Origin of the sequence: Streptomyces sp. YIM 130001 (assembly GCF_003574445.1) — a bacterium.
Classification (GTDB): domain Bacteria; phylum Actinomycetota; class Actinomycetes; order Streptomycetales; family Streptomycetaceae; genus Streptomyces.
Genome location: NZ_KZ984554.1, coordinates 1,503 through 22,932 on the forward strand (window position 1 = coordinate 1,503; position 21,430 = coordinate 22,932).

At 71.2% G+C, this 21,430-nt stretch carries 19 protein-coding genes; 14 read left to right on the forward strand and 5 right to left on the reverse strand.

What is annotated here, in order from left to right; translation table 11 throughout:
- Position 1: 1 nt before the first annotated feature.
- Both DSC45_RS13730 and DSC45_RS13735 read right to left on the reverse strand, forming a co-directional pair.
- Complete coding sequence (locus DSC45_RS13730) at positions 2-421, reverse strand: hypothetical protein (protein WP_119290624.1); 420 nt, start codon at positions 419-421, stop codon at positions 2-4.
- Positions 422-577: 156 nt separating this feature from the next.
- Positions 578-1,888: a 6-phospho-beta-glucosidase gene (locus DSC45_RS13735; protein WP_119290626.1), complete on the reverse strand. Its 1,311-nt coding sequence runs from the start codon at positions 1,886-1,888 to the stop codon at positions 578-580.
- A 137-nt stretch (positions 1,889-2,025) separates the two neighbouring features.
- Here DSC45_RS13735 and DSC45_RS13740 point away from each other — a divergent pair, with 137 nt between their 5' ends.
- The 4 genes from DSC45_RS13740 to DSC45_RS13755 all read left to right on the forward strand — a co-directional run bounded on the left by DSC45_RS13740 (position 2,026) and on the right by DSC45_RS13755 (position 6,208).
- Positions 2,026-3,180: a PfkB family carbohydrate kinase gene (locus DSC45_RS13740; RefSeq protein ID WP_119290628.1), complete on the forward strand. Its 1,155-nt coding sequence runs from the start codon at positions 2,026-2,028 to the stop codon at positions 3,178-3,180.
- Between the two features lie 148 nt (positions 3,181-3,328).
- A complete protein-coding gene (locus tag DSC45_RS13745) occupies positions 3,329-4,381 on the forward strand; it encodes a PhoH family protein (protein WP_119290630.1) in 1,053 nt (350 codons plus the stop codon).
- A 31-nt stretch (positions 4,382-4,412) separates the two neighbouring features.
- Positions 4,413-4,910 (forward strand): rRNA maturation RNase YbeY, encoded by a 498-nt coding sequence (gene ybeY / locus DSC45_RS13750; protein ID WP_119290632.1) that lies wholly within the window; start codon positions 4,413-4,415, stop codon positions 4,908-4,910.
- The gene (locus DSC45_RS13755; RefSeq protein ID WP_119290633.1) at positions 4,907-6,208 is read left to right on the forward strand and encodes a hemolysin family protein; all 1,302 of its coding nucleotides are present in this window, start codon (positions 4,907-4,909) and stop codon (positions 6,206-6,208) included. The genes ybeY and DSC45_RS13755 overlap by 4 nt, the downstream gene beginning before the upstream one ends.
- Positions 6,209-6,281: 73 nt before the next feature.
- Here DSC45_RS13755 and DSC45_RS13760 read toward each other — a convergent pair whose 3' ends face one another.
- Positions 6,282-7,763: an MFS transporter gene (locus tag DSC45_RS13760; RefSeq protein WP_119290635.1), complete on the reverse strand. Its 1,482-nt coding sequence runs from the start codon at positions 7,761-7,763 to the stop codon at positions 6,282-6,284.
- Positions 7,764-7,927: 164 nt separating this feature from the next.
- Here DSC45_RS13760 and DSC45_RS13765 point away from each other — a divergent pair, with 164 nt between their 5' ends.
- The 4 genes from DSC45_RS13765 (at position 7,928) to era (ending at position 11,189) form a co-directional block, all read left to right on the forward strand.
- Positions 7,928-8,815 (forward strand): helix-turn-helix transcriptional regulator, encoded by an 888-nt coding sequence (locus DSC45_RS13765; protein WP_205571333.1) that lies wholly within the window; start codon positions 7,928-7,930, stop codon positions 8,813-8,815.
- Between the two features lie 27 nt (positions 8,816-8,842).
- Positions 8,843-9,196: a cytidine/deoxycytidylate deaminase family protein gene (locus DSC45_RS13770; protein ID WP_119290639.1), complete on the forward strand. Its 354-nt coding sequence runs from the start codon at positions 8,843-8,845 to the stop codon at positions 9,194-9,196.
- Positions 9,197-9,645: 449 nt separating this feature from the next.
- The gene (locus DSC45_RS13775) at positions 9,646-10,122 is read left to right on the forward strand and encodes a hypothetical protein (RefSeq protein ID WP_119290641.1); all 477 of its coding nucleotides are present in this window, start codon (positions 9,646-9,648) and stop codon (positions 10,120-10,122) included.
- Between the two features lie 110 nt (positions 10,123-10,232).
- A complete protein-coding gene (gene era, locus DSC45_RS13780) occupies positions 10,233-11,189 on the forward strand; it encodes a GTPase Era (protein WP_119290643.1) in 957 nt (318 codons plus the stop codon).
- 24 nt (positions 11,190-11,213) lie between these two features.
- Here era and DSC45_RS13785 read toward each other — a convergent pair whose 3' ends face one another.
- Positions 11,214-11,480 (reverse strand): protealysin inhibitor emfourin, encoded by a 267-nt coding sequence (locus tag DSC45_RS13785; protein ID WP_119290645.1) that lies wholly within the window; start codon positions 11,478-11,480, stop codon positions 11,214-11,216.
- An 80-nt stretch (positions 11,481-11,560) separates the two neighbouring features.
- A complete protein-coding gene (locus tag DSC45_RS13790; RefSeq protein ID WP_119290647.1) occupies positions 11,561-12,634 on the reverse strand; it encodes a M4 family metallopeptidase in 1,074 nt (357 codons plus the stop codon).
- Positions 12,635-12,923: 289 nt separating this feature from the next.
- Between DSC45_RS13790 and leuA the strand changes: the two genes are divergently transcribed.
- The 6 genes from leuA (at position 12,924) to DSC45_RS13820 (ending at position 21,371) form a co-directional block, all read left to right on the forward strand.
- Positions 12,924-14,654 (forward strand): 2-isopropylmalate synthase, encoded by a 1,731-nt coding sequence (gene leuA, locus DSC45_RS13795; RefSeq protein ID WP_119290648.1) that lies wholly within the window; start codon positions 12,924-12,926, stop codon positions 14,652-14,654.
- 264 nt (positions 14,655-14,918) lie between these two features.
- Entirely contained in the window at positions 14,919-15,629 is a 711-nt protein-coding gene (locus tag DSC45_RS13800) for a TerB family tellurite resistance protein (RefSeq protein ID WP_119290650.1), read from the forward strand.
- A gap of 188 nt (positions 15,630-15,817) precedes the next feature.
- Complete coding sequence (locus tag DSC45_RS13805) at positions 15,818-17,941, forward strand: MMPL family transporter (protein ID WP_119290652.1); 2,124 nt, start codon at positions 15,818-15,820, stop codon at positions 17,939-17,941.
- A gap of 116 nt (positions 17,942-18,057) precedes the next feature.
- On the forward strand, positions 18,058-19,275 hold the full coding sequence (locus tag DSC45_RS13810; protein ID WP_240434647.1) for a sensor histidine kinase: 1,218 nt from the start codon (positions 18,058-18,060) through the stop codon (positions 19,273-19,275).
- Positions 19,272-19,940: a response regulator gene (locus DSC45_RS13815; RefSeq protein ID WP_162929219.1), complete on the forward strand. Its 669-nt coding sequence runs from the start codon at positions 19,272-19,274 to the stop codon at positions 19,938-19,940. The genes DSC45_RS13810 and DSC45_RS13815 overlap by 4 nt, the downstream gene beginning before the upstream one ends.
- 153 nt (positions 19,941-20,093) lie before the next feature.
- On the forward strand, positions 20,094-21,371 hold the full coding sequence (locus DSC45_RS13820) for a sialidase family protein (RefSeq protein WP_119290654.1): 1,278 nt from the start codon (positions 20,094-20,096) through the stop codon (positions 21,369-21,371).
- Positions 21,372-21,430 lie beyond the last annotated feature (59 nt).

Consider the following 21,430-nt stretch of genomic DNA (forward strand, 5'->3'; position numbering starts at 1 on the left):
CCTAGACCGAACGCAGCCTGCGTACCCCCGTCGCACACACTCCGCACACCGCGCCCCACGCGGCGTTGACGACGAACAGCGGGACAACGGCGAGCGGTTGGGCCAGCGGCCCGCGCAACTCGCCCGCGACGAAGGGCGACAGGGCCCCGCTCAGGATCAGCGCGGCCACGGCGTACCCCACCCCGGCCGCCACCGGCGTGAGGAAGGGCTCCGGGCCGCGGCTCAGACCGACCGCCAGGATCCAGACCGCCGAAATACCGAAGGTGAGCAGCAACGGCGTGAGCGGTTTCCCGAGCGCCTCGCTCCAGCCCGCGACGGAGAACAGCGGACGGACGAGCGCGACCGCCACCAGAGCGGCGGTCAGCCGCCGGTCCAGGCCACGCAGGCGAGCGACGAGGGAACCAAGCGGTTCAGAGGTCATACGGCCATGCTCGGCGGGCCGAACCGCCCCGGACATCCACCCGGAGCGGACACCCGGCATACCCCCTCGGTTGCGACGCGACGCCGCCCCGTACCCCGCCGGTTGCGCCGTCGGCACCGCGGGCATCCGCGCGGAGGAGGAGGCGCAGCCCCGCCCCTACACGCCTTCCGACGCCACCCGCTCCAGAATGCGCGCCGCCACCGCGGGAGAGTCCACCAGCGGATGCAGGGCCAACGCTCGCAGGGCCGCGTCCCGGTCCTTGAACACCGCCGCCTCCACCGTCGCCCGCTCGACCGCCTTCACCTGCAGCATCAACCCCAACTCCGCCGCCCCGAGCGGCTCGGCAGGCACCGGTCGCGCGCCCGTGCCGTCCACCTCGCACACCGTCTCCACCACCGCGTCCGCGGGCAGCTCCGGCACCGTCGAGCCGTTGCGCACGTTCAGGATCAGCCGGGTCCGCTCGTCCGATGCGATCGCCCGCATCAGCGCGAGAGCCACCCCGTCGTACCCGCCACCGTCCAGATCGTGGGCATCCCGCTGCCAACCGCCCGTCGCCGCACGGCTGTCCGCCATGTACGTCTCCTCGCGCTCCCGCCGCGTCGCCTCCCACAGCTCGTACGCCCGCTCCGGCTCCGCAGCCGCGCGCGTGAAGAAGCCGCCCTGCTGGGCCTGCAGGAACTCGCCCCGCGTCTCGGCGGCGCCCCGCACCGCGGCCAGCGTCTCGCGGCGGAAGTAGTAGTAGTGCAGATACTCGTTCGGCACCGCACCCAGCGTGCGCAGCCACGGAGCGCCGAACAGCCGGCCCTCCTCGAACGAACCCAGTGCCGCCTCGTCCGCCAGCAGGCCGGGCAGCAAGTCGCGACCGTCCGACGCCCGCAACGACCGCAACCAGCCCAGGTGGTTGAGCCCCACGTAGCCGTACTCCACGACATCCGGATCGGCGCCCGCCGCCCGCGCGGCCCGCCGCACCAGACCCACCGGCGAATCGCAGATCCCGATCACCCGGTCACCCAGCACCGAAGCCATCGCCTCGGTCACCGTCCCCGCCGGATTGGTGAAATTGATGACCCACGCGCGCGGGGCCAACGCCGCCACGCGCTCCGCGATACGCAGCGCCACCGGCACCGTACGCAGCCCGTACAGCACCCCGCCCGCGCCCACCGTCTCCTGGCCGAGTACACCCTCGGCCAACGGGATCCGCTCGTCGCGCACCCGGCCCGCCGTACCGCCCACCCGGATCGCCGAGAACACGAAGTCCGCGCCCCGCAGCGCCTCGTCCAGGTCCTTCGCGACCCGCACCGCGGGCCCTGGACCGTCCTGCGGCAGACCCGCGAGGACCGACCGCATCACCGCGAGCCGCACCGGGTCCGTGTCGTACAGAGCGAGTTCCGTGATCGGTGAACCCAGCAGCGCCCGGTACACCAGCGGCACCCGGAAACCGCCCCCGCCGAGAATCGTCAGCCTCATGCCGCGGAAGCTACCCCATGGCGCCCCGGGAGGCGCGAACAGGCTTCCGTGCATCGCAGGCGATGTGCCGGACACCCCCGGGCTCGATGATGCACACTGTCCTGACCTGCAGACCCACCCCCGGCGATGGAACCGCGATGAGTACGGAACCCGAGGCCCCACAATCCCCGCAGGCCGCCGCCCCTTCCGGCGAACGCCCACCGGACCACTCCGGCTGCCTCGACCCGCTCGCCGCCCTGCGCACCCCCGACGACCCGCCCTGGGACGTCCACCTCACCGGCACCGTCTTCCTCGACATCATCTTCACCGGCCTCGACTCCGCCCCCGTGCGCGGCACCGAATCCTGGGCACGGGGCATGGGCTCCAGCCCCGGCGGCGTCGCCAACATGGCCACCGCGCTCGCCCGCCTCGGACTGCGCACCTCCCTCGCCGCCGCCTTCGGGGACGACCACTACGGCGAGTACTGCTGGGACACCCTCGCGCACGGCGAAGGCATCGACCTCCGCCTCTCCCGTACCGCCTCGGGCTGGCACTCACCCGTCACCGTCTCCATGGCGTACGAGGGTGAACGCACCATGGTCTCGCACGGTCACGAAGCCCCCGCCGACGCCGCGGACAACACCCTCACCCGCCCTCCACGCGCGCGTAGCGCCATCGCACCGCTCACCCCCGGCGCCCCCGAACCGTGGGTCGCCCAGGCCGCCCGGCAGGACACCCTCCTCTTCGCCGACGTCGGCTGGGACGACACCGGCCGCTGGGACCTCGGCGGCCTCACCGACCTGGCCCACTGCGAAGCCTTCCTGCCGAACGCCGAGGAAGCGATGCGCTACACCCGCACCGAATGCCCCCGCGCCGCCGCCCACGCCCTCACCGAACATGTCCCCGTCGCCGTCGTCACCCTCGGCGCGGACGGCGCCTACGCCGTCGACAGCCGCACCGGCGAGACCGCCGAAGTCCCCGCCATCGCCGTCGAAGCGCTCGACCCCACCGGCGCGGGCGACGTCTTCGTCGCCGGCTTCGTCACCGGCACCCTGGCCGGCTGGCCGCTCGCCGACCGTCTCGCCTTCGCCGGACTCACCGCCGCCCTCTCCGTCCAGGAATTCGGCGGATCACTCTCCGCACCCGGCTGGGTCGAGATCGCCTCCTGGTGGCAGCGCGTCCGCACCCTCCCCGGCCAGGACCTCGCCGCCCTGCGCCGCTACGCCTTCCTCGAGCCGCTGCTTCCCGAGGCCACCCGCCCCTGGCCGCTGCGCCGGGCCGTCCCCACCATCGGCTTCGGTTCCGGCCGGTGACCGAACCCGTACGCACCGGGCACGTCCCGTACGCCGGAACGAAAAGCCCTCGGCGTTGTCGGCGCCCCGACGTACGCTGGGACCTACAGAGGCAGCCACGCTGCAGGCGCCCGCGCACAAGGAGGACGAGCAGGCCAAGAGCCGGCCCATGACGCAGACACCCTCAGCTCAGACCCCCGCACAGATTCCCGCCCGAGCCCACTTCACCGTCCCGGCCAAACACCCGATGGTGACGGTGCTCGGCTCCGGAGACGCTCTGTTGCGCGTGATCGAGAAGGCCTTCCCGGCGGCCGACATCCACGTCCGGGGGAACGAGATCAGCGCGGTCGGCGAAGCGGCGGAAGTCGCCCTGATCCAGCGCCTGTTCGACGAGATGATGCTGGTGCTCCGCACCGGACAGCCGATGACGGAGGACGCGGTGGAACGCTCGATCGCCATGCTCAGGGCGGGCGAGAACGGCGAAGGCGCCCCGGAGACCCCGGCCGAGGTGCTCACCCAGAACATCCTCTCCTCCCGCGGCCGCACCATCCGCCCCAAGACGCTCAACCAGAAGCGCTACGTCGACGCCATCGACAAGCACACGATCGTCTTCGGCATCGGCCCCGCGGGCACCGGCAAGACCTACCTGGCGATGGCCAAGGCGGTGCAGGCCCTGCAGTCCAAGCAGGTCACCCGCATCATCCTGACCCGACCCGCGGTAGAGGCCGGCGAGCGCCTCGGCTTCCTGCCCGGCACCCTCTACGAAAAGATCGACCCGTACCTGCGCCCGCTGTACGACGCCCTCCACGACATGCTCGACCCCGACTCGATCCCGAGGCTGATGGCCGCGGGCACGATCGAGGTGGCGCCGCTGGCGTACATGAGGGGACGCAGCTTGAACGACGCGTTCATCATCCTCGACGAGGCGCAGAACACCAGTCCGGAGCAGATGAAGATGTTCCTGACGCGGCTCGGGTTCGACTCGAAGATCGTCGTCACGGGTGACGTCACGCAGGTGGACCTGCCCGGCGGGACGAAGTCCGGGCTCCGGCAGGTGCAGGACATTCTCGAAGGCCTCGACGACGTCCACTTCTCGCGGCTCACGTCCCACGATGTCGTCCGGCACAAGCTGGTCGGCCGTATCGTCGACGCCTACGAGAAGTACGACAACGAGAACGGCACGGAGAACGGCGGCCACCAGAACCGCCGCAAGAGATCGTGACCGGGTGAGAGCGGGAGCTGAAAGCAGCACCATGTCGATCGACGTCAACAACGAGTCAGGCACGGGGGTCGACGAGCAGGCGATCCTCGACGTCGCCCGCTACGCGCTGGCGCGCCTGCGGATCCACCCGCTCTCGGAACTCTCGGTGATCGTCGTCGACGGCGACGCCATGGAGCAGCTGCATGTGCAGTGGATGGACCTGCCGGGGCCGACGGATGTCATGTCGTTCCCGATGGACGAGCTGCGTCCGCCGATGAAGGACGACGACGAGCCGGTGCAGGGACTGCTCGGTGACATCGTTCTCTGCCCGGAGGTCGCCAAGCGCCAGGGCGAGGAGGCCCCCACCCAGCATTCGATGGACGAGGAGCTGCAACTGCTCACCGTGCACGGGGTGTTGCATCTGCTCGGCTACGACCACGAGGAACCGGACGAGAAGGCCGAGATGTTCGGCCTTCAGGCGGCGATCGTGGATGGCTGGCGCGGTGAGAGGGGCCTGACCGGGCCGTCTCCCGCGCCGACGGTCTCGTGAGCGCCTCACTGGTCGTCGGCGCGGTTCTGCTCGTCGTCGTTGCGTGGCTCGCCTCCTGTGCGGAGGCGGGCCTCGCGCGTGTGTCGAGTTTCCGCGCGGAGAAGGCGGTGCGCTCGGGGCGGCGCGGCAGCGCGAAGCTCGCGCAGGTCGCGGCGGACCCGACCCGCTATCTGAATGTGGCGCTGCTGGTGCGGGTGGCCGCCGAGATGGCTTCGGCGTCCCTGGTCACGTACGTCTGTCTGCAGGAGCTCCCGGAGACCTGGGAGGCGCTGGCGGTCGCGATCGGCGTGATGGTGCTGCTCAGCTATGTCGCGGTGGGGGTGTCGCCGCGGACCATCGGGCGTCAGCATCCGCTGAACACGGCGACGGCGGCGGCGTACGTGTTGCTGCCGCTGGCGCGGGTGATGGGCCCGATCCCGTCGTTGCTGATCCTGATCGGTAATGCGCTGACTCCGGGCAAGGGTTTTCGCCGGGGGCCGTTCGCCTCGGAGGCGGAGCTGCGGGCGATGGTGGATCTCGCGGAGAAGGAGTCGCTGATCGAGGACGACGAGCGCCGGATGGTGCACTCGGTCTTCGAACTCGGTGACACCTTGGTGCGTGAGGTGATGGTGCCTCGTACGGACCTGGTGGTGATCGAGCGGTTCAAGACGATCCGGCAGGCGCTGACGCTCGCGCTGCGGTCGGGCTTCTCGCGGATCCCGGTGGCGGGCGAGAGCGAGGACGACATCGTCGGGATCGTGTATCTCAAGGATCTGGCGCGCAAGACGCACATCAGCCGGGACGCCGAGTCGGAGCTGGTGTCGACGGCGATGCGGCCGGCGTCGTTCGTCCCGGACACGAAGAACGCGGGGGATCTGCTGCGGGAGATGCAGCAGGAGCGCAATCACGTGGCGGTGGTGATCGACGAGTACGGCGGCACGGCCGGCATCGTCACGATCGAGGACATCCTGGAGGAGATCGTCGGGGAGATCACCGACGAGTACGACCGTGAGCTCCCGCCGATCGAGGATCTGGGTGAGGGCCGGTACCGGGTGACGGCGCGTCTGGACATCGGGGATCTCGGGGAGCTGTACGGGTTCGAGGAGTTCGACGACGAGGACGTGGAGACGGTCGGCGGGCTCCTCGCCAAGGAGTTGGGCCGGGTGCCGATCGCGGGCGCGGGTGCGGTGGTGGAGCTGCCGGACGAGCGGTCGCTGCGGCTGACGGCGGAGGCGGCCGCGGGCCGGCGCAACCGGATCACGACCGTGCTGGTGGAGCCGGTGCAGGTGGAGGCCGGGATCGGGGACGCGGAGTCCTGAGCGTCCCGGTGTCGTCCGGTTCTGGTACGACACGGCCCCGGCGGTCACCTGGCGATCGCCGGGGCCGCGCCGTTCAGGCAGAGGTGCGGTTCCGCAGGCCGACGGCGATCAGGACTCCGGCGGTCAGGAGTACGCCGGCATCGATCGCGACGGCCGTACGGACTCCGGAGACCAGGTCGGTGGAGGCGGTGGCGAGGACACCGAGCAGCGGGATGCCGACGGTCGATCCGACCTGCTGGGTGCTGGTGACCAGGCCGGTGGCCAGGCCCTGTTCCTTGTCGGGCACGCCGGAGGTGACTGTCACGCCGTAGGAGATGATCGCGCCGAGGTGGCCGACGCAGGCCAGTGAGACGGCGACGGTGGCGATCCACACGGAGGCGCCGCCGGTGCCGATCGCCAGGAGCGAGGCGGTGAAGGCTCCTTGGACGAGCAGCGATCCGGCGAGGGTGCGGCGGGCGCCGATGGCGCCGATGACGCGGGGGACCAGTGCGCCGGTGACGACGGCGACGACGCCCTGTGCGCCGAAGACGAGTCCGGTCCGGAAGGCGGTCAGACCGAGGACCTCCTGCAGGTACAGGGTGAGGAGGAAGACCACGGTGCTCATCATCGAGAAGGTCACCAGGCCGCCGAGGTTGCCCCAGGCGATGGTGCGGCGGCGCAGCATCGGCAGTGAGACGAGTGGCTCGGTCGTGCGGGTCTCGACGACGGCGAAGGCGGCGAGCAGTGCCGGGCCGATCAGCAGGGTCGCGATGACGTCGGGGCGGGCGAAGCCGCCTTCGGCCGCGGTGGACAGGGCGTAGATCAGCGCGAGCAGGCCGCCGGTGACGGTGACCGCGCCGGGGATGTCGAGGCGCGGGCGGGTGGCGGGCCGTGACTCGGTGAGCAGGAACGGTGCGAGGGGCAGGACGACCGCGGTGAAGAGGGCGAGCAGCCACATGGTGGCGCGCCAGCCGAGTGTGTCGGTCAGGGTGCCGCCGGCGACCATGCCGATGGTGAAGCCGAGCGAGAGCAGAGTGCCGGAGATGCCCAACGCCCTTGCCCGCTGCGGTCCTTCGGGGAAGGTCGTGGTGAGCAGTGCCATGCCGGTGGGCACGATGGCGGCCGCGCCGATGCCTTGCAGGGCGCGGCCGGTCAGGAAGGACGCGGGGTTCCAGGCGAAGGCGGCGAGCACGGAGGCCGTGCCGAACACGGCGAGTCCGGTGAGGAAGAGCCGGCGTCGGCCGTAGAGGTCGCCGACCCGGCCGAAGAGCAGCAGGAAGCCGCCGGAGGGCAGGGCGAAGGCGGTGATCGCCCATTGCAGGGCGGAGTGGCTCATGCCGAGGTCGGTGCCGAGTACGGGCAGGGCCACGTTCAGGACGGAGAAGTCGAGCGCCACCATGAACTGGGCGGCACAGAGCACGAAGAGGACGAGCCGGTCGCGTGCGCCGAGCGGGGCGAGGCGCGTGCGGGCTGTGGGGGAGGGGAGGTCGGCGGTCGGGGAAACGGTCCTCTGCTGGGTGGGGGAGGCGGCGGACGCCTCGGGTGCGGTGTGTCGGGTGGGTACGTCGGTCGGCATGGGCCCAGGGTCGTGCGGCGGGAATACCGGTGGGGAGCCGGTGTTTATCCTGGTGCCCGCACCACCACCTGGGGGAGACGCGTGTGACGGAGACGGTTGGACGGCCTGCTGGGGCGGCCGGTGGCGGGGCCGGTCGTGCCGGTGTCCGTGCCGAGGGTGTGGAGCTGCCCGGTGTGCGGCTCGTCCCGGATGGCAAGGCCCAACGGCTGCGTGAGCTGCGGGAGTTCCTGACGGCGCGGCGGGCGCGGGTGACTCCGGCGCAGGCGGGTCTGCCGGACGGTGGGGGCCGTCGTCGTACGCCGGGTCTGCGCCGTGAGGAGGTCGCGGTACTCGCCGGGGTGGGGGCCTCCTGGTATCAGTGGCTGGAGCAGGGGCGGGACATCTCGGTCTCGCCGCAGGTGCTCGATGCGGTGGCCAGGGTGCTGCGGTTGAGCGATGCGGAGCGCCGCCATCTCTATGTGCTGGCGGGTCTCAATCCGCCGGTGGCCCGCGTCGAGGCGGAGGACCTGCGGATGTGCGACGGGCTGCGCCGCCTGATCGACACCTGGATGCCGTATCCGGCGCACATCATGGACGTGTGCTGGAACTGCGTGATGTACAACGACGCGGCGGCGGCCGTGCTCGGTATGCGGCCGGAGATCCGGCAGAACTGCCTGATCTCCTTCTTCACGGACCCGGTCTACCGGGCCCGTTCGAGGAGTTGGCAGGCGAACGCACGCGAGGTGGTGGCGCAGTACCGCGCGGCCTGGTCGGAGGCCCCGGAGGACGAGGGCTTCCGCGAGATCGTGACCGAGGCGCTGGCGGCGAGCGCTGAGTTCGCCGAACTGTGGGAGCGGCACGAGGTGCGGCCGGGCGGGCAGTTGGAGAAGGAGCTGGAGCATCCGGTGGTGGGTGCGCTGCATTTCGAGGCGACGCAGCTGCGGGTGCCGGTCCGCCCGGACCTGAACATCGTGCTGCACAACCCGCTGCCGGACACGGACACGGCCGCGCGTACGCGCTGGCTGGCTTCGCCGGAGGGCCGGCGCGGGTCGATGTACCCGGTGGCCGGGTGACGGGTGGCGGCTTCGTATCCTCGGGGCATGACCGAGAGCAGCGCGCTTGACCCCGAGGACCGCAAGATCGTCACCCTCGCCCGCTCGGCGCGGGCCCGCAACGGTGTGCCGGAGGGCGCGGCCGTACGGGACGACACGGGCCGTACGTATGTCGCGGGGACGGTGGATCTCGCCTCGCTGAAGCTGAGTGCGCTGCGTACGGCGGTGGCGATGGCGGTCGCGAGCGGGGCGGAGTCCCTGGAGGCGGCGGCGGTGGTGTCCACGGCCGGCGAGCTGAGTGCGGACGATGTCGCGGCGGTTGGCGATCTGGGCGGGGCGGGCACCGTGGTGCTGCTCGCCGGGACGGACGGCGAGGTCCGCGAAACGGTGCGTACGGGCTGAGGGTCCGGAGGCTTGCACGGCTGGGAGGCGGTGTGGGGCTACGGAGGCTTGCACGGCTGAGGCGGTGTGGGGGTCCGGGCGTGGTTCCCGCGCCTTCCGGGCGATACGGCCCCGGTTCCCCTCGCGTGCCCGTACGGCCGGAAATCCTTCGGCGCGCTGGCCGGAAAGCCTCTGGCCGTCCTTCGAGTACCCGAAGAATCAAGGGACTTGGTCTTGCGTTCGCGGGCGGTCCGCGCATCAATGGGTGGAGTTCTTCCGACGGACCGTCAGATCTGCCGTACGGCGTGCGCACCCCCGCCCCGGCGGCGGTCCTTCATGTGCATCCCCACACGCACACCCCGCGGCGTCGCACCCCGCTCCGGCAGCAGAATTGGCATGCCCATGCCGGATGGGCGCGCGGCTCCGTGCAACGGCACACCGACCACGACCCCCACAGGGAAGGTGAACCGATGAAGCGCTCCAGAATCGGCATCGGCGCGGCGCTCACAGCGGGCGCGCTCGCCACGGCCGGCCTGATCTACGCCCCGGCCGCCGCGGCCGTCGAACCCGGCACGGCCACGGTCCAGGCGGACTGCGGGATCTACGGCGGCGGCGAGGCCACGCTGACCGCCACCCAGGACGGCACCACGGCGACCATCACGGTCACCTCGTCCGAGATCACCACCCCCGTCGCCGTCGACGCGAACACGGTCGACACGACGATCACCATGACGAAGGGCGGCGGAGGCACCACCGAGTTCACCGGCAGCAGCAACCCGGCGATGGAGGCGGGCGGCGGAGTCGACTCCGGTCCGCTCACCGGCACCGTCGCATCCGGCGACAGCCTGGACGCCTTTCCCGGTTCCCTGACGCTGGTCGTCATGGGCATCTCGGTGACCTGCGAATCGACCGCGGCCCAGTCGCCGGGCCCGTTCGTCTTCGACTGATCCGGACGGTCCGGCGGGTGACACCGCCGGACCGTGAGCGACACCGTCCCGGCCGACCCGGGAGGCCGCAGTGGCCGCCCTGGTCGGCCGGGACCACGGCATCGGGGACAATGGGCCGCATGAGTTCACCCACCTCGTCCCAGGACCGGCCGCAGGAGCACCGCGCGGGCTTCGCCTGCTTCGTCGGCCGGCCGAACGCGGGCAAGTCCACGCTGACCAATGCCCTGGTGGGGACGAAGGTCGCCATCACCTCCAACCGCCCGCAGACCACCCGGCACACCGTGCGCGGCATCGTGACCCGCCCGGACGCCCAGCTGATCCTGGTGGACACCCCAGGCCTGCACAAGCCGCGCACCCTGCTGGGAGAGCGGCTCAACGACGTGGTGCGCACCACCTGGGCCGAGGTCGACGTGATCGGCTTCTGCCTGCCCGCGAACGAGAAGCTCGGCCCCGGTGACCGGTTCATCGCCAAGGAGCTCGCCGGCATCCGCCGCACCCCGAAGATCGCGATCGTCACCAAGACCGACCTGGTCGACTCCAAGACGCTCGCCGAGCAGCTCATCGCCATCGACCAGCTCGGCAAGGAACTCGGCATCGAGTGGGCCGAGATCGTCCCGGTCTCCGCGGTCGGTGACAAGCAGGTCCAGCTGGTGGCCGACCTGATCGCGCCGATGCTGCCGGAGAGCCCGCCGCTGTACCCGGAGGGCGACCTCACCGACGAGCCCGAGCAGGTCATGGTCGCGGAACTGATCCGCGAGGCCGCGCTCGAGGGCGTACGGGACGAACTGCCGCACTCCATCGCGGTGGTCGTCGAGGAGATGCTGCCCCGCGAGGACCGCCCCGCGGACAAGCCGATGCTCGACATCCACGCGTTCGTCTACATCGAGCGGTCCAGTCAGAAGGGCATCATCATCGGCCCGAAGGGCAAGCGGCTCAAGGACGTGGGCATCAAGTCCCGCAAGCACATCGAGGCCCTGCTCGGCACCCCGGTCTACCTCGATCTGCATGTGAAGGTCGCCAAGGACTGGCAGCGCGACCCGAGGCAGCTCAGGAAGCTCGGCTTCTGAGCGGAGCCCCGGGCCCGCCGACGGTCAGGACCCTTCCCGCAAGACCCGCGAGATGAGTGCGCGCTGCTGTTCGGACAGTCGCGGGTCCGCGCAGTACACCGTCCGGTCGTCCACGGTGATCTGGTAACTGAACCCGTCGGGGACCCCGATCGGGGGTGTCGTGCGGGCCGCGGCCAGTGCCTCGTCGGCCAGCGCGTGCCAGTCGCCGGCGTCGGCCCGTCCGGAGGTGTCCACCTCGGCGTGCCGCTCGATGCCGGCGAATCCTCCCGTACGCCTCACTTGGATACGCATGGGTCCTTGTCTAGTACGGCAGAGGGGCGGGCGGTAGTCGGACGGCGGTCCCGCATCGGCGCGACCGCCCGGGGAGCCGGTCACGAGGTCGGGACGCCGACCTGCGACCAGGCCTTGACCACCGCCTCGTGCTCGTCCCCGGCGCCGTAGCGGCTGCTCGCGGCGGCCACCGTGGCCTTGGCGAACGCGGCGAAGTCGGCCTCGGCCTTCAGCGTGCCGCCGGTCAGGACGTCGTACCAGATCTGGCCTGCGCGTTCCCAGGCGTTCCCGCCGAGCGCCGTGGCGAAGAGGTGGAAGGCGCGGTTCGGGATGCCCGAGTTGATGTGCACGCCGCCGTTGTCCTGGTCGGTCGTGACGTAGTCGTCCATCGTGGCGGGTTGCGGGTCCTTGCCGAGGACGTCGTCGTCGTACGCCGTGCCCGGGGCCTTCATGGAACGCAGGGCCTCACCGGTGACGCGGGGCGCGAGCAGTCCGGCGCCGATCAGCCAGTCGGCCTCGTCGGCGCTCTGGCCGAGCGTGTACTGCTTGATCAGCGAGCCGAAGACATCGGACACCGACTCGTTGAGCGCGCCGGACTGGCCGAAGTACGCCAGGTTCGCGGTGTGCTGGGTGACACCGTGCGTCAGCTCGTGGCCGATCACGTCGACGGGCAGGGTGAAGTCCAGGAAGACCTCCCCGTCACCGTCGCCGAACACCATCTGGTCGCCGTTCCAGAAGGCGTTCGCGTAGTCCTTGTCGTAGTGCACGGTGGCGGTCAGGGGAAGGCCCGCGCCGTCGATCGAGTCCCGGCCGTACGCCTTGAGGAACAGGTCGAACGTCGCACCGAGGCCCGCGTACGCGCGGTTGACGGTGGCGTCCTTGGTGGGCTTGTCGCCCTCGCCGCGGACCTTCTCGCCCGGCAGTTCGGTGCCGTGGCCCGCGTCGTGGACGGTGCGCTCGGGTTCGCCCGCCGCGGCGGCGGCCGAGCGTGCGGCGGCGGTGGTGCCGGCCACGGTCGCCAGGCGGCGCTGGGTGCGCTCGAAGGCGTCGCGCTGCAGGGTGCGCCGGGCGGGTCCCGACAGGGCGGAGTCCTCGGCCCGGGACAGCCGGTCGAGGACATGGGGCGGCACGATCGTGCAGAAGACAGGCTCCACGCCTGCGGTGCTCTCGCTCATGCTTCGCAATGTGGCAGTGCGTGACGGATCTGTCACTAGCGGCGACGAGGATTACCGAAATAGAGGGATCCATCACCTCTCGCCCGTTACCGGGGTGCGGTCCCGCATACTGATACGGGCCTTCACCAAGCGGATCGCTCGGTTACGCTACGGACATCATGCGTTTCGGGCTGCTTCTCCTTAGCTGCCGCGGCGAGGGCCTGTAGTCGAGGCCGACCCCCTCCCCGCGGAGTTCGGTGTTGCGCTACGTCGGCCGCCCCCTCAGCGGACCCAGAGGAGCCCCCGCATCATGCCGAACCACCAGCAGCCTTCCGGGATGCCCACCCACAAGTACCGCGGCTACGACGCCGTCGACATCCCGGACCGCACCTGGCCGAGCAAGCGCATCACGAAGGCTCCGCGCTGGCTGTCCACCGACCTGCGGGACGGCAACCAGGCGCTGATCGACCCCATGTCGCCCGCCCGCAAGCGCGAGATGTTCGACCTCCTGGTACGCATGGGCTACAAGGAGATCGAGGTCGGCTTCCCGTCCTCCGGCCAGACCGACTTCGACTTCGTACGCTCCATCATCGAAGAGGGCGCGATCCCCGAGGACGTGACGATCTCCGTCCTCACCCAGGCACGTGAAGAACTGATCGAGCGGACCGTGGAGTCCCTGGTCGGTGCCCACCGCGCCACCGTCCACCTGTACAACGCGACCGCGCCGGTCTGGCGCGACGTCGTCTTCCGCGGTTCGCGCGACGCGGTCAAGCAGATCGCGGTCGACGGCACCCGGCTGGTCATGGAGTACGCCGAGAAGCTGCTCGACGAGCGCACCACCTTCGGCTACCAGTACTCGCCGGAGATCTTCACCGACACCGAGCTGGACTTCGCCCTGGAGGTCTGCGAGGCCGTCTGCGACGTGTGGCAGCCGGGTCCCGACCGCGAGATCATCCTCAACCTGCCCGCCACGGTGGAGCGTTCGACCCCCTCCACGCACGCGGACCGCTTCGAGTGGATGTCGCGCAACCTGACCCGCCGCGAGTACGTGTGCCTGTCCATCCACCCGCACAACGACCGCGGCACCGCCGTCGCCGCCGCCGAACTGGCCGTGATGGCGGGCGGCGACCGCGTCGAGGGCTGCCTGTTCGGCCAGGGCGAGCGCACCGGCAACGTCGACCTGGTCACCCTGGGCATGAACCTGTTCTCGCAGGGCGTCGACCCGGAGATCGACTTCTCGAACATCGACGAGATCCGTCGCGTGTACGAGTACTGCAACCAGATGGAGGTCCACCCGCGCCACCCCTACGCGGGCGACCTCGTCTACACCGCCTTCTCCGGCTCGCACCAGGACGCCATCAAGAAGGGCTTCGAGGCGATGGAAACCGGCGCCGAGGCACGGGGCGTCACCGTCGACGACATCGAGTGGGCCGTCCCGTACCTGCCCATCGACCCCAAGGACGTCGGCCGCTCCTACGAGGCCGTGATCCGCGTCAACTCCCAGTCCGGCAAGGGCGGAATCGCCTACGTCCTGCAGAACGAGCACAAGCTCGACCTGCCGCGCCGCATGCAGATCGAGTTCTCCCGGCTGATTCAGGCCAAGACCGACGCCGACGGCGGCGAGGTCACCCCGCAGGACATCTGGCGGACCTTCCAGGACGAATACCTGCCGGCCGAGCCCGGTTCCGGCGCCGAGCCCTGGGGCCGGATCCAGCTGCGCTCCGGGCAGAGCACGACCGACACCGACGGCGTGGACAAGCTCACCGTCGAGGCCGTGGTGGACGGCGTCGAGACCACCCTGTCCGGCTCCGGCAACGGTCCGATCTCCGCGTTCTTCGCGGCACTGCAGGGCGTCGGCATCGACGTACGGCTGCTCGACTACCAGGAGCACACGATGAGCGAGGGCGCCTCCGCGCAGGCCGCCTCGTACATCGAGTGCGCGATCGGCGACAAGGTTCTGTGGGGCATCGGCATCGATGCCAACACCACCCGCGCCTCGCTGAAGGCGGCCGTCTCCGCGGTCAACCGCGCCGCTCGCTGACTCTTCCGTAGCGCACCGGCAACTTCCGCCCGGCACCGCGTCCCACAGGCTCCGGCCTGCGACGCAGTGCCGGGCGGCGTCGGTACGGGGGCACCGTTCGCACATCAGGTCTCGGCCAACTGATGTCCAAGGTACTGACGTCGCATCATCGATGTGGCTAACATCACGCCAACGCGGGCTGCGCGTCCGAGGGTTGGGCGCGTGCATCCCGGGGGAGTGAAGCGCGGTGCAACGGGGCACCGCGGTGCGTGACGGAGGTGCGACGTGCTGCCAGTTCGTGGTCGGGAGAGCCGCGGTCGTTCGGGCCATCAGTCACGCGTCTGGGGCGTCCGCACGGTGTGGACCACCGTCGGCGACGGCGAGTTCTTCTGCCCGGCGTGCGGCGGCGACCGAAACTACCGGCGCCGTACCGGACGCAGGCGGTTCACCCTGCTCGGCCTCCCGCTGCTGCCCCGCGGCACCACGGGGCCCGTCGTCGAATGCACGGCCTGCCAGGAGCACTTCGGCCCCGACACCCTCGGCCATCCGACCACCACCCGCTTCTCGGCGATGCTCAGGGACGCCGTGCACACCGTGGCCCTCGCCGTGCTCGCCTCCGGTGGCACCGCCTCGCGGCCGGTACTGCGCACGGCCGTCACCACCGTTCGGTCCGCCGGATTCGCGGACTGTACCGAGGACCAGCTGACCACCCTGGTCGACGCACTCGCCGCGGACACCGGCCGGTTCCCCGGCGGTGCGCAGGACACAGCCGGAGTCACGCTGGCCATAGAGCTCCACGAGGCGCTCGATCCGCTCGCCCCGCACCTCGCCCCGGCCGGCCGCGAGGCGATCCTGCTGCAGGCGGCGCACATCGCGCTCGCCGACGGCCCGTACACCCCGGCCGAGCGCGAGGTGCTCGGCACCGTCGGCGGAGCGCTCACGCTGCCCGCCGGCGAGGTGACCCGGCTGCTCGCGTCGGCCGATCTGCCGTCCTGAGCGGTGGCTGGGAAGTCCCCCACGGCGCCCACGGCGCCCGGTCCCACGTACTCCCGCGGGAGTAAGAGGTCCTGCCCGCCACCTTGCGGAGTACGGCCCGATTCGCCCTGACGCCCGACGCCTCGCCCTCCCCACGACGGAAGTCTGGTCAGTGAACCGGACACCGTTCACGAGGGGAGGACCCCGGCATGGGGCCCGTAACAGAACCACGAGGCAGGCGGCGGACGCTGCCCTGGGCGCTGGTCGGCCTGTGGGTGGCCGTACTCGCAGTCGCCCTGCCCTTCGCCGGCCAGCTCGGCGACGTACAGCGTGACCGTGCCATCGACTATCTGCCCGCCAGTGCGGACTCCACCCAGGTCGCCGAGATCCAGGACCGGCTGCCCGGCGGCGAGGCCACCGAGACGATCGTCGTCTACCAGCGCGACGACGGCCTCACCGCGGCCGACCGCACCCTTGCACGCGAGCAGCTCGCCGAGATCTCGGACGCGCACGAACTGACCGGCACACCGCGGGCCGTACCGTCGAAGGACGGCACGACCCTGATGTATCCCGTCGCCAGCACCGCACCCGGCCAGGACGAGGAAGCCAGGAACGAGTTCGTCAACGGCGTGCGCGACATCGTGCGCGGCGGCGACGGGCTGAGTGCCGAGGTGGGCGGCAGCGGCGGCCTCGCCGTGGACGCCGAGGAAGTCTACGAATCGCTCGACGGCCCCCTGCTCTACACCACCGTCGCCGTCGTCGCGATCCTGCTGATCCTCATCTACCGCAGCCCGTTCCTGTGGCTGGTGCCGCTGATCGTCGCGGGTCTCGCCGACGCCCTGTCGCTGTCCGTCACCTACGGCCTCCACCAGGCCTTCGACATCTCGGTCAGCGGCCAGAGCACCGGCGTGATGACCATCCTCGTCTTCGGGGTCGGCACCGACTACGCCCTGCTCCTCGTCTCCCGCTACCGCGAGGAACTCCGGCGCCAGGAACGGCCCTACGACGCGATGCGCACCGCCCTGCGCGGCTGCGGGCCCGCCATCCTGGCCTCGTCGGGCACGGTCTCGGCGGGCATGCTCTGCCTGCTTGCCGCCGACCTCAACAGCAGCAGCGGGATGGGGCCGACCGCCGCGGTCGGGGTGCTGTGCGCTCTCGTCGCCATGACGACGCTGCTGCCCGCGCTCCTGATCCTGCTCGGCCGGCGGGTGTTCTGGCCGCTGGTACCGGCGTTCGGCAGTGAGCCCAAGGCGCGCAGGTCGCTGTTCGCCGCGATGGGGGACTCCGCGGGACGGCGGCCGGCCACCGTGCTCGCCACCGGCGCCGTACTCCTCGGCGCGCTCGCCCTCGGGACGTTCAGCCTGCCCGGCAACCTCAAACAGGAAGACAGCTTCACCTCGAAACCCGAGTCGATCTCGGCGATGGAGTCTCTCGCCCGCGGCTTCCCGGAACAGTCCACCCAGCCGATCACCCTGCTCGCACCGACCGGCGAAGCAGCCGCCGCACTGGCCGAGACCCGGGACACCGAGGGTGTCCGCAGCGCCGAACAGGGCCGCAGCGGCGACGGCTGGACCGAGATCTCGGTCATCGCGGCCGGCGAACCGCAGTCCGCGGCCGAGACCGCCACCATCGAGCGACTGCGCTCCGGACTCGACGGCGTACACGTCGGCGGGCCGAGTGCGCAGCAGTTGGACCTGGAGACCACCAACGCCCGGGACACCAAGGTCATCGTTCCGCTGGTGCTCGCCGCCGTCCTCGTCATCCTGGTGGCGCTGCTGCGCAGCCTGGTCGCGCCACTGATCCTGCTCGCGGCGGTGGTCGCCGTGTGGGGCGCCGCGCTCGGCGTCGGCGGGCTCGTCTTCGACACCCTCCTCGGACTTGAGGGGACCGATCCGGGACTTCCGCTGCTGTCGTTCGTGTTCCTGGTCGCGCTGGGCGTCGATTACGGCATCTTCCTGATGCACCGGATGCGGGAGGAATCGCTGGCCGGTGCGGAGACGGGAGCCGCGGCGCTCACCGCGCTGCGCACCACCGGCGGTGTGATCGCCTCGGCCGGTCTGGTGCTTGCGGCGACGTTCGGGGTGCTTCTGTCGATGCCGCTGGTGCAGATGGTCGAGCTGGGCTTCGTCATCGCACTGGGCGTCCTGCTCGACACGTTCCTCGTACGGACCTACCTGGTCACGTCCGCGAGCCTCGCACTCGGGCGCAAGGTGTGGTGGCCGGGACCGCTCAGCAGGCGGCCGGCCGCAGAGCCCGGGCCCGGAGCGACGGGCGGAGAACCGCACGCCGGGGAGGGGCAGCCGGGGGCACCACAAGAAGCGGGCCGTACGTGAACCCCCTTCTGCTGCAGCAGGATGGAGGCGTGGACCCCAGACTCCTCCATCCCGAGCGGAACGACCCGCAGAGCACTGTCGGCGCCCGCATCATGGCCGTGGTCAACCGTGACCCCATGACCGCACCGCACCGGCACCGCAACGACGCCTTCACCGCCCTGGGCGCCCTGGCCCTCTCGGTGCTGCTCGCGTTCGTCACCACCGACGGGCCGGCGCCCGACGCCGTCGGCTGGGTACTGCTCGTCGCCTCCGTGGCGCCCGTCGCCGCCCGGCGACGGCGCCCGGTCGCGGCGCTCTGCGCCTTCGTTCTGATCGTCCTGACCTACCACATGCTCGACAACGCACACGCGGCACCGATGCCGCAGACGATCATCATGCTGTACACGGTCGCCTCGACCGGCAGGCCGCTGCGGACCCTCGCCGTGGGCGTCGGACTCATCACGCTGCTGCTCACCGTGGTGTTCGGATTCGACTCCGAGCAGGGTCTGGAGCTGCTCAGGATCTCCGGCTGGATCATCGCGGTCCTCGTCTTCGGCGTGGACGCTCGCTTCTACCGCGGCTACGTAGCGGCCATCGTCGAGCGGGCCGTACGGGCCGAACGCACCCGCGAGGAGGAGGCGGCCCGCCGGGTGGCGGAGGAACGGCTGCGGATCGCCCGCGATCTGCACGATCTGCTCGCCCACAGCATCACCCTGATCGGCGTGCAGAGTTCGGTGGCCGCGCACATCCTCGCGGTCGACCCGGACCGGTTCGACCGGGCGGCGATCGGCAAGGCGCTCGACGACATCTCCGGCACCTGCCGCACCGCACGCGGTGAACTGCGCACCACACTCGAGGTGTTGAGGGCCGGCGAAGCCGCCCGGACGGGAGGAGCGGCACCGGACGGCGGTCCGCTGCCCGGCCTGGACGGCCTCACCGACCTGGCGGCCGCGGCCCGCAGCGCGGGCGCCCGGGTCGATCTGGCGGTGGAAGCCCGGCAGCCGCCGCCCGCCGTGGGCGCGGCCGTGTACCGGATCGTCCAGGAGTCCCTGACCAACGCCGTACGGCACGGCGGCTCCGGGGTGGCGGTCGAGGTCGCCGTACGGCAGGAGCACCGGTCCCTGTACGCCGACATCCACGACGACGGAGGCACCGGAGCCCCCGAGACCTCCGGCCCGCCCGGCTACGGACTCGTCGGCATGCGGGAGCGGGCCCGCAGCGTCGGCGGCACGCTGGAGGCCGGGCCGCGTGACGGCGGAGGTTTCTCGGTACGGGCCGTGCTACCTCTTCAACTGACGGCGGAAACCGGGGAATCGGCGGATCCCGGGCGACCAGAGGGAGAAGAGGCGTCATGACTGTCCGTGTGCTGCTCGCCGACGACCAGGCCCTGGTACGGGCCGCGTTCGCGATGCTGGTGTCGTCCGCGCCCGACATGGAGGTGGTCGCCGAGGCGGGCACCGGCCGCGAAGCGGTCGAACTGGCCCGCAGCGCCCGCGCGGACCTGGTGGTGATGGACGTACGCATGCCCGATCTCGACGGGATCGAGGCCACCCGCCGGATCGCGGCCGACGAGGACCTGGCCGGGGTCAAGGTGCTCGTCCTGACCACCTACGACACCGACGAGCACGTGGTGGAGGCGCTGCGCGCCGGCGCCTCCGGCTTCCTCGTCAAGGACACCCGGCCCGCCGAACTCCTCGACGCCATCCGGACGGTGGCCGCCGGTGACGCGCTGCTCTCGCCCGGCCCGACGGCGCGGCTGATCGCCCGGGTCCTGCGTTCGCCGGACGCACCTGCTCCCACCCCCGACGGCCCGGACTGCCTCACCGAGCGGGAACGCCAGGTTCTGGCCCTGGTCGCGCGCGGCCTGAACAACACCGAGGTGGCCGAGACGCTCGGCCTCAGCCCGCTGACCGCGAAGACGCACGTCAGCCGGATGATGGGCAAGCTCGGTGCCCGCGATCGAGCCCAACTCGTCATCGTGGCCTACGAGTCCGGGCTGATCACGCCGGGGGAGCGGTAGGGCGGATCGCTCCGTCCGGAGCCCCGAGGCGATCGGAAGCACCGGCTCTCGGACCTCAACCCTCCCACCGTGCACAGGTATTGCCGCGCCTCACGGGCGTCTGTAGATTCACCGGACATCCCACGTCCCACGTCCAGCACGTCAGGGAGAGCGATGCCCACCTTCACGAGTCGTTCCATCTCGACACCGGTCGGCCGGTTCCGCGCCGACGGCCCCTTCCTCAGGGGCCGTTCCGTCGCCGTCGTCGCACTCGCCGCGCTTGCGGCGGTCGCCGTCGCGGGCACTGCCGCGGCCGCGCCCGGCCCCGCACCGTCCCGCGGCGAGGCCCACTGCACCTCGTCCGTGCCCTACCGGGCGGGCGAGGACGGATACGACACGTACCGGATACCGGCCACGGTCAGAACGAAGGCGGGCACCCTGCTCGCCTTCGCCGAGGGCCGGGTCGGCGGCGCCGGGGACTCCGGCAACATCGACGTCGTCGTCAGACGGTCCACCGACGGCGGCTGCACCTGGGGCCCGTTGAGCCTGGTCGCCGCGGGCGACGGCGACACCCGCGGCAATCCCGCGCCGGTCGTCGATCCCCGTACCGGCAAGGTCGTCCTCGTCACCTCGTACAACAGCGGCGAGGTCACCGAGGCCGAGATCATGCGCGGTGAGGTGACGCCCGAGCAGAGCCGCCGGGTCTTCGTGCAGTCGTCCGCCGACGACGGCCGCAGCTTCACCCGCCCCCGGGACATCACCGCCGATACCAAACTGCCCCGTTGGCGCTGGTACGCGACCGGACCCGGCCACGCCGTGGCCCTCACGCACGGCCCCCACAAGGGCCGCCTCGTCGTACCCGCGAACCACTCCACCTCGCCGCCCGAAGGCTCCACCGACACCGGCGAGGAGGACAAGTACTACGGCGCGCACGCCCTCTACAGCGACGACGGCGGGCGCAGCTGGCAGTTCGGCTTCATCGAGGACTCCTACGAGGGCGTGATCAACGCCAACGAGTCGGCAGTGGCCCAACTGCCGGACGGCCGGCTCTACTTCAGCGCCCGGGACCAGAACGGCAGCAGTCCCGGGAACCGGCTCGACACGTACTCGAGCGACGGGGGCGAGAGCATCGACCGGGGCTACGAGGTGCAGCCCACGCTGGCCGACAACCCGGTCGTGCAGGGGACGGTGCTGCAAGTGACCGGGCGGGGCGGACCGCTGCTGTTCGCCGGGCCCTCGGTGCCGACCGCGCGGAAGTCGATGGCGATCTGGTCCTCCGCGGACGCGGGCGCGTCCTTCGGCAAGGCGGTGTCTCTCTCGGCGCAGCCGGCCGCGTACTCCGACCTCGTCCAGCCGGACCGCCGGACGGTGGGCCTGCTCTACGAGACGGGCGTGGACGGCCCGTACGAATCCATCGAGTTCCGGCGGGTGCCGGTGTCCGAGCTGCGGTAGTCGGAGCCTGCGGCGTGGCCGGTGTGCCCCTGCCCCGCCCCTTCGCCGTGTCCTCCTCA

Excerpts from the sequence above, each read along its gene's own strand:
- DSC45_RS13735 (WP_119290626.1), bottom strand. The coding sequence starts at position 1,888 with ATGAGGCTGACGATTCTCGGCGGGGGCGGTTTCCGGGTGCCGCTGGTG.
- leuA (WP_119290648.1), top strand. The coding sequence starts at position 12,924 with ATGCCGAACCACCAGCAGCCTTCCGGGATGCCCACCCACAAGTACCGC.
- DSC45_RS13770 (WP_119290639.1), top strand. The coding sequence starts at position 8,843 with ATGACCGAGAGCAGCGCGCTTGACCCCGAGGACCGCAAGATCGTCACC.
- DSC45_RS13740 (WP_119290628.1), top strand. The coding sequence starts at position 2,026 with ATGAGTACGGAACCCGAGGCCCCACAATCCCCGCAGGCCGCCGCCCCT.
- DSC45_RS13785 (WP_119290645.1), bottom strand. The coding sequence starts at position 11,480 with ATGCGTATCCAAGTGAGGCGTACGGGAGGATTCGCCGGCATCGAGCGG.
- DSC45_RS13805 (WP_119290652.1), top strand. The coding sequence starts at position 15,818 with ATGGGGCCCGTAACAGAACCACGAGGCAGGCGGCGGACGCTGCCCTGG.
- DSC45_RS13775 (WP_119290641.1), top strand. The coding sequence starts at position 9,646 with ATGAAGCGCTCCAGAATCGGCATCGGCGCGGCGCTCACAGCGGGCGCG.
- DSC45_RS13820 (WP_119290654.1), top strand. The coding sequence starts at position 20,094 with ATGCCCACCTTCACGAGTCGTTCCATCTCGACACCGGTCGGCCGGTTC.
- DSC45_RS13730 (WP_119290624.1), bottom strand. The coding sequence starts at position 421 with ATGACCTCTGAACCGCTTGGTTCCCTCGTCGCTCGCCTGCGTGGCCTG.
- ybeY (WP_119290632.1), top strand. The coding sequence starts at position 4,413 with ATGTCGATCGACGTCAACAACGAGTCAGGCACGGGGGTCGACGAGCAG.
- era (WP_119290643.1), top strand. The coding sequence starts at position 10,233 with ATGGGCCGCATGAGTTCACCCACCTCGTCCCAGGACCGGCCGCAGGAG.
- DSC45_RS13815 (WP_162929219.1), top strand. The coding sequence starts at position 19,272 with ATGACTGTCCGTGTGCTGCTCGCCGACGACCAGGCCCTGGTACGGGCC.
- DSC45_RS13790 (WP_119290647.1), bottom strand. The coding sequence starts at position 12,634 with ATGAGCGAGAGCACCGCAGGCGTGGAGCCTGTCTTCTGCACGATCGTG.
- DSC45_RS13810 (WP_240434647.1), top strand. The coding sequence starts at position 18,058 with ATGACCGCACCGCACCGGCACCGCAACGACGCCTTCACCGCCCTGGGC.
- DSC45_RS13745 (WP_119290630.1), top strand. The coding sequence starts at position 3,329 with ATGACGCAGACACCCTCAGCTCAGACCCCCGCACAGATTCCCGCCCGA.
- DSC45_RS13760 (WP_119290635.1), bottom strand. The coding sequence starts at position 7,763 with ATGCCGACCGACGTACCCACCCGACACACCGCACCCGAGGCGTCCGCC.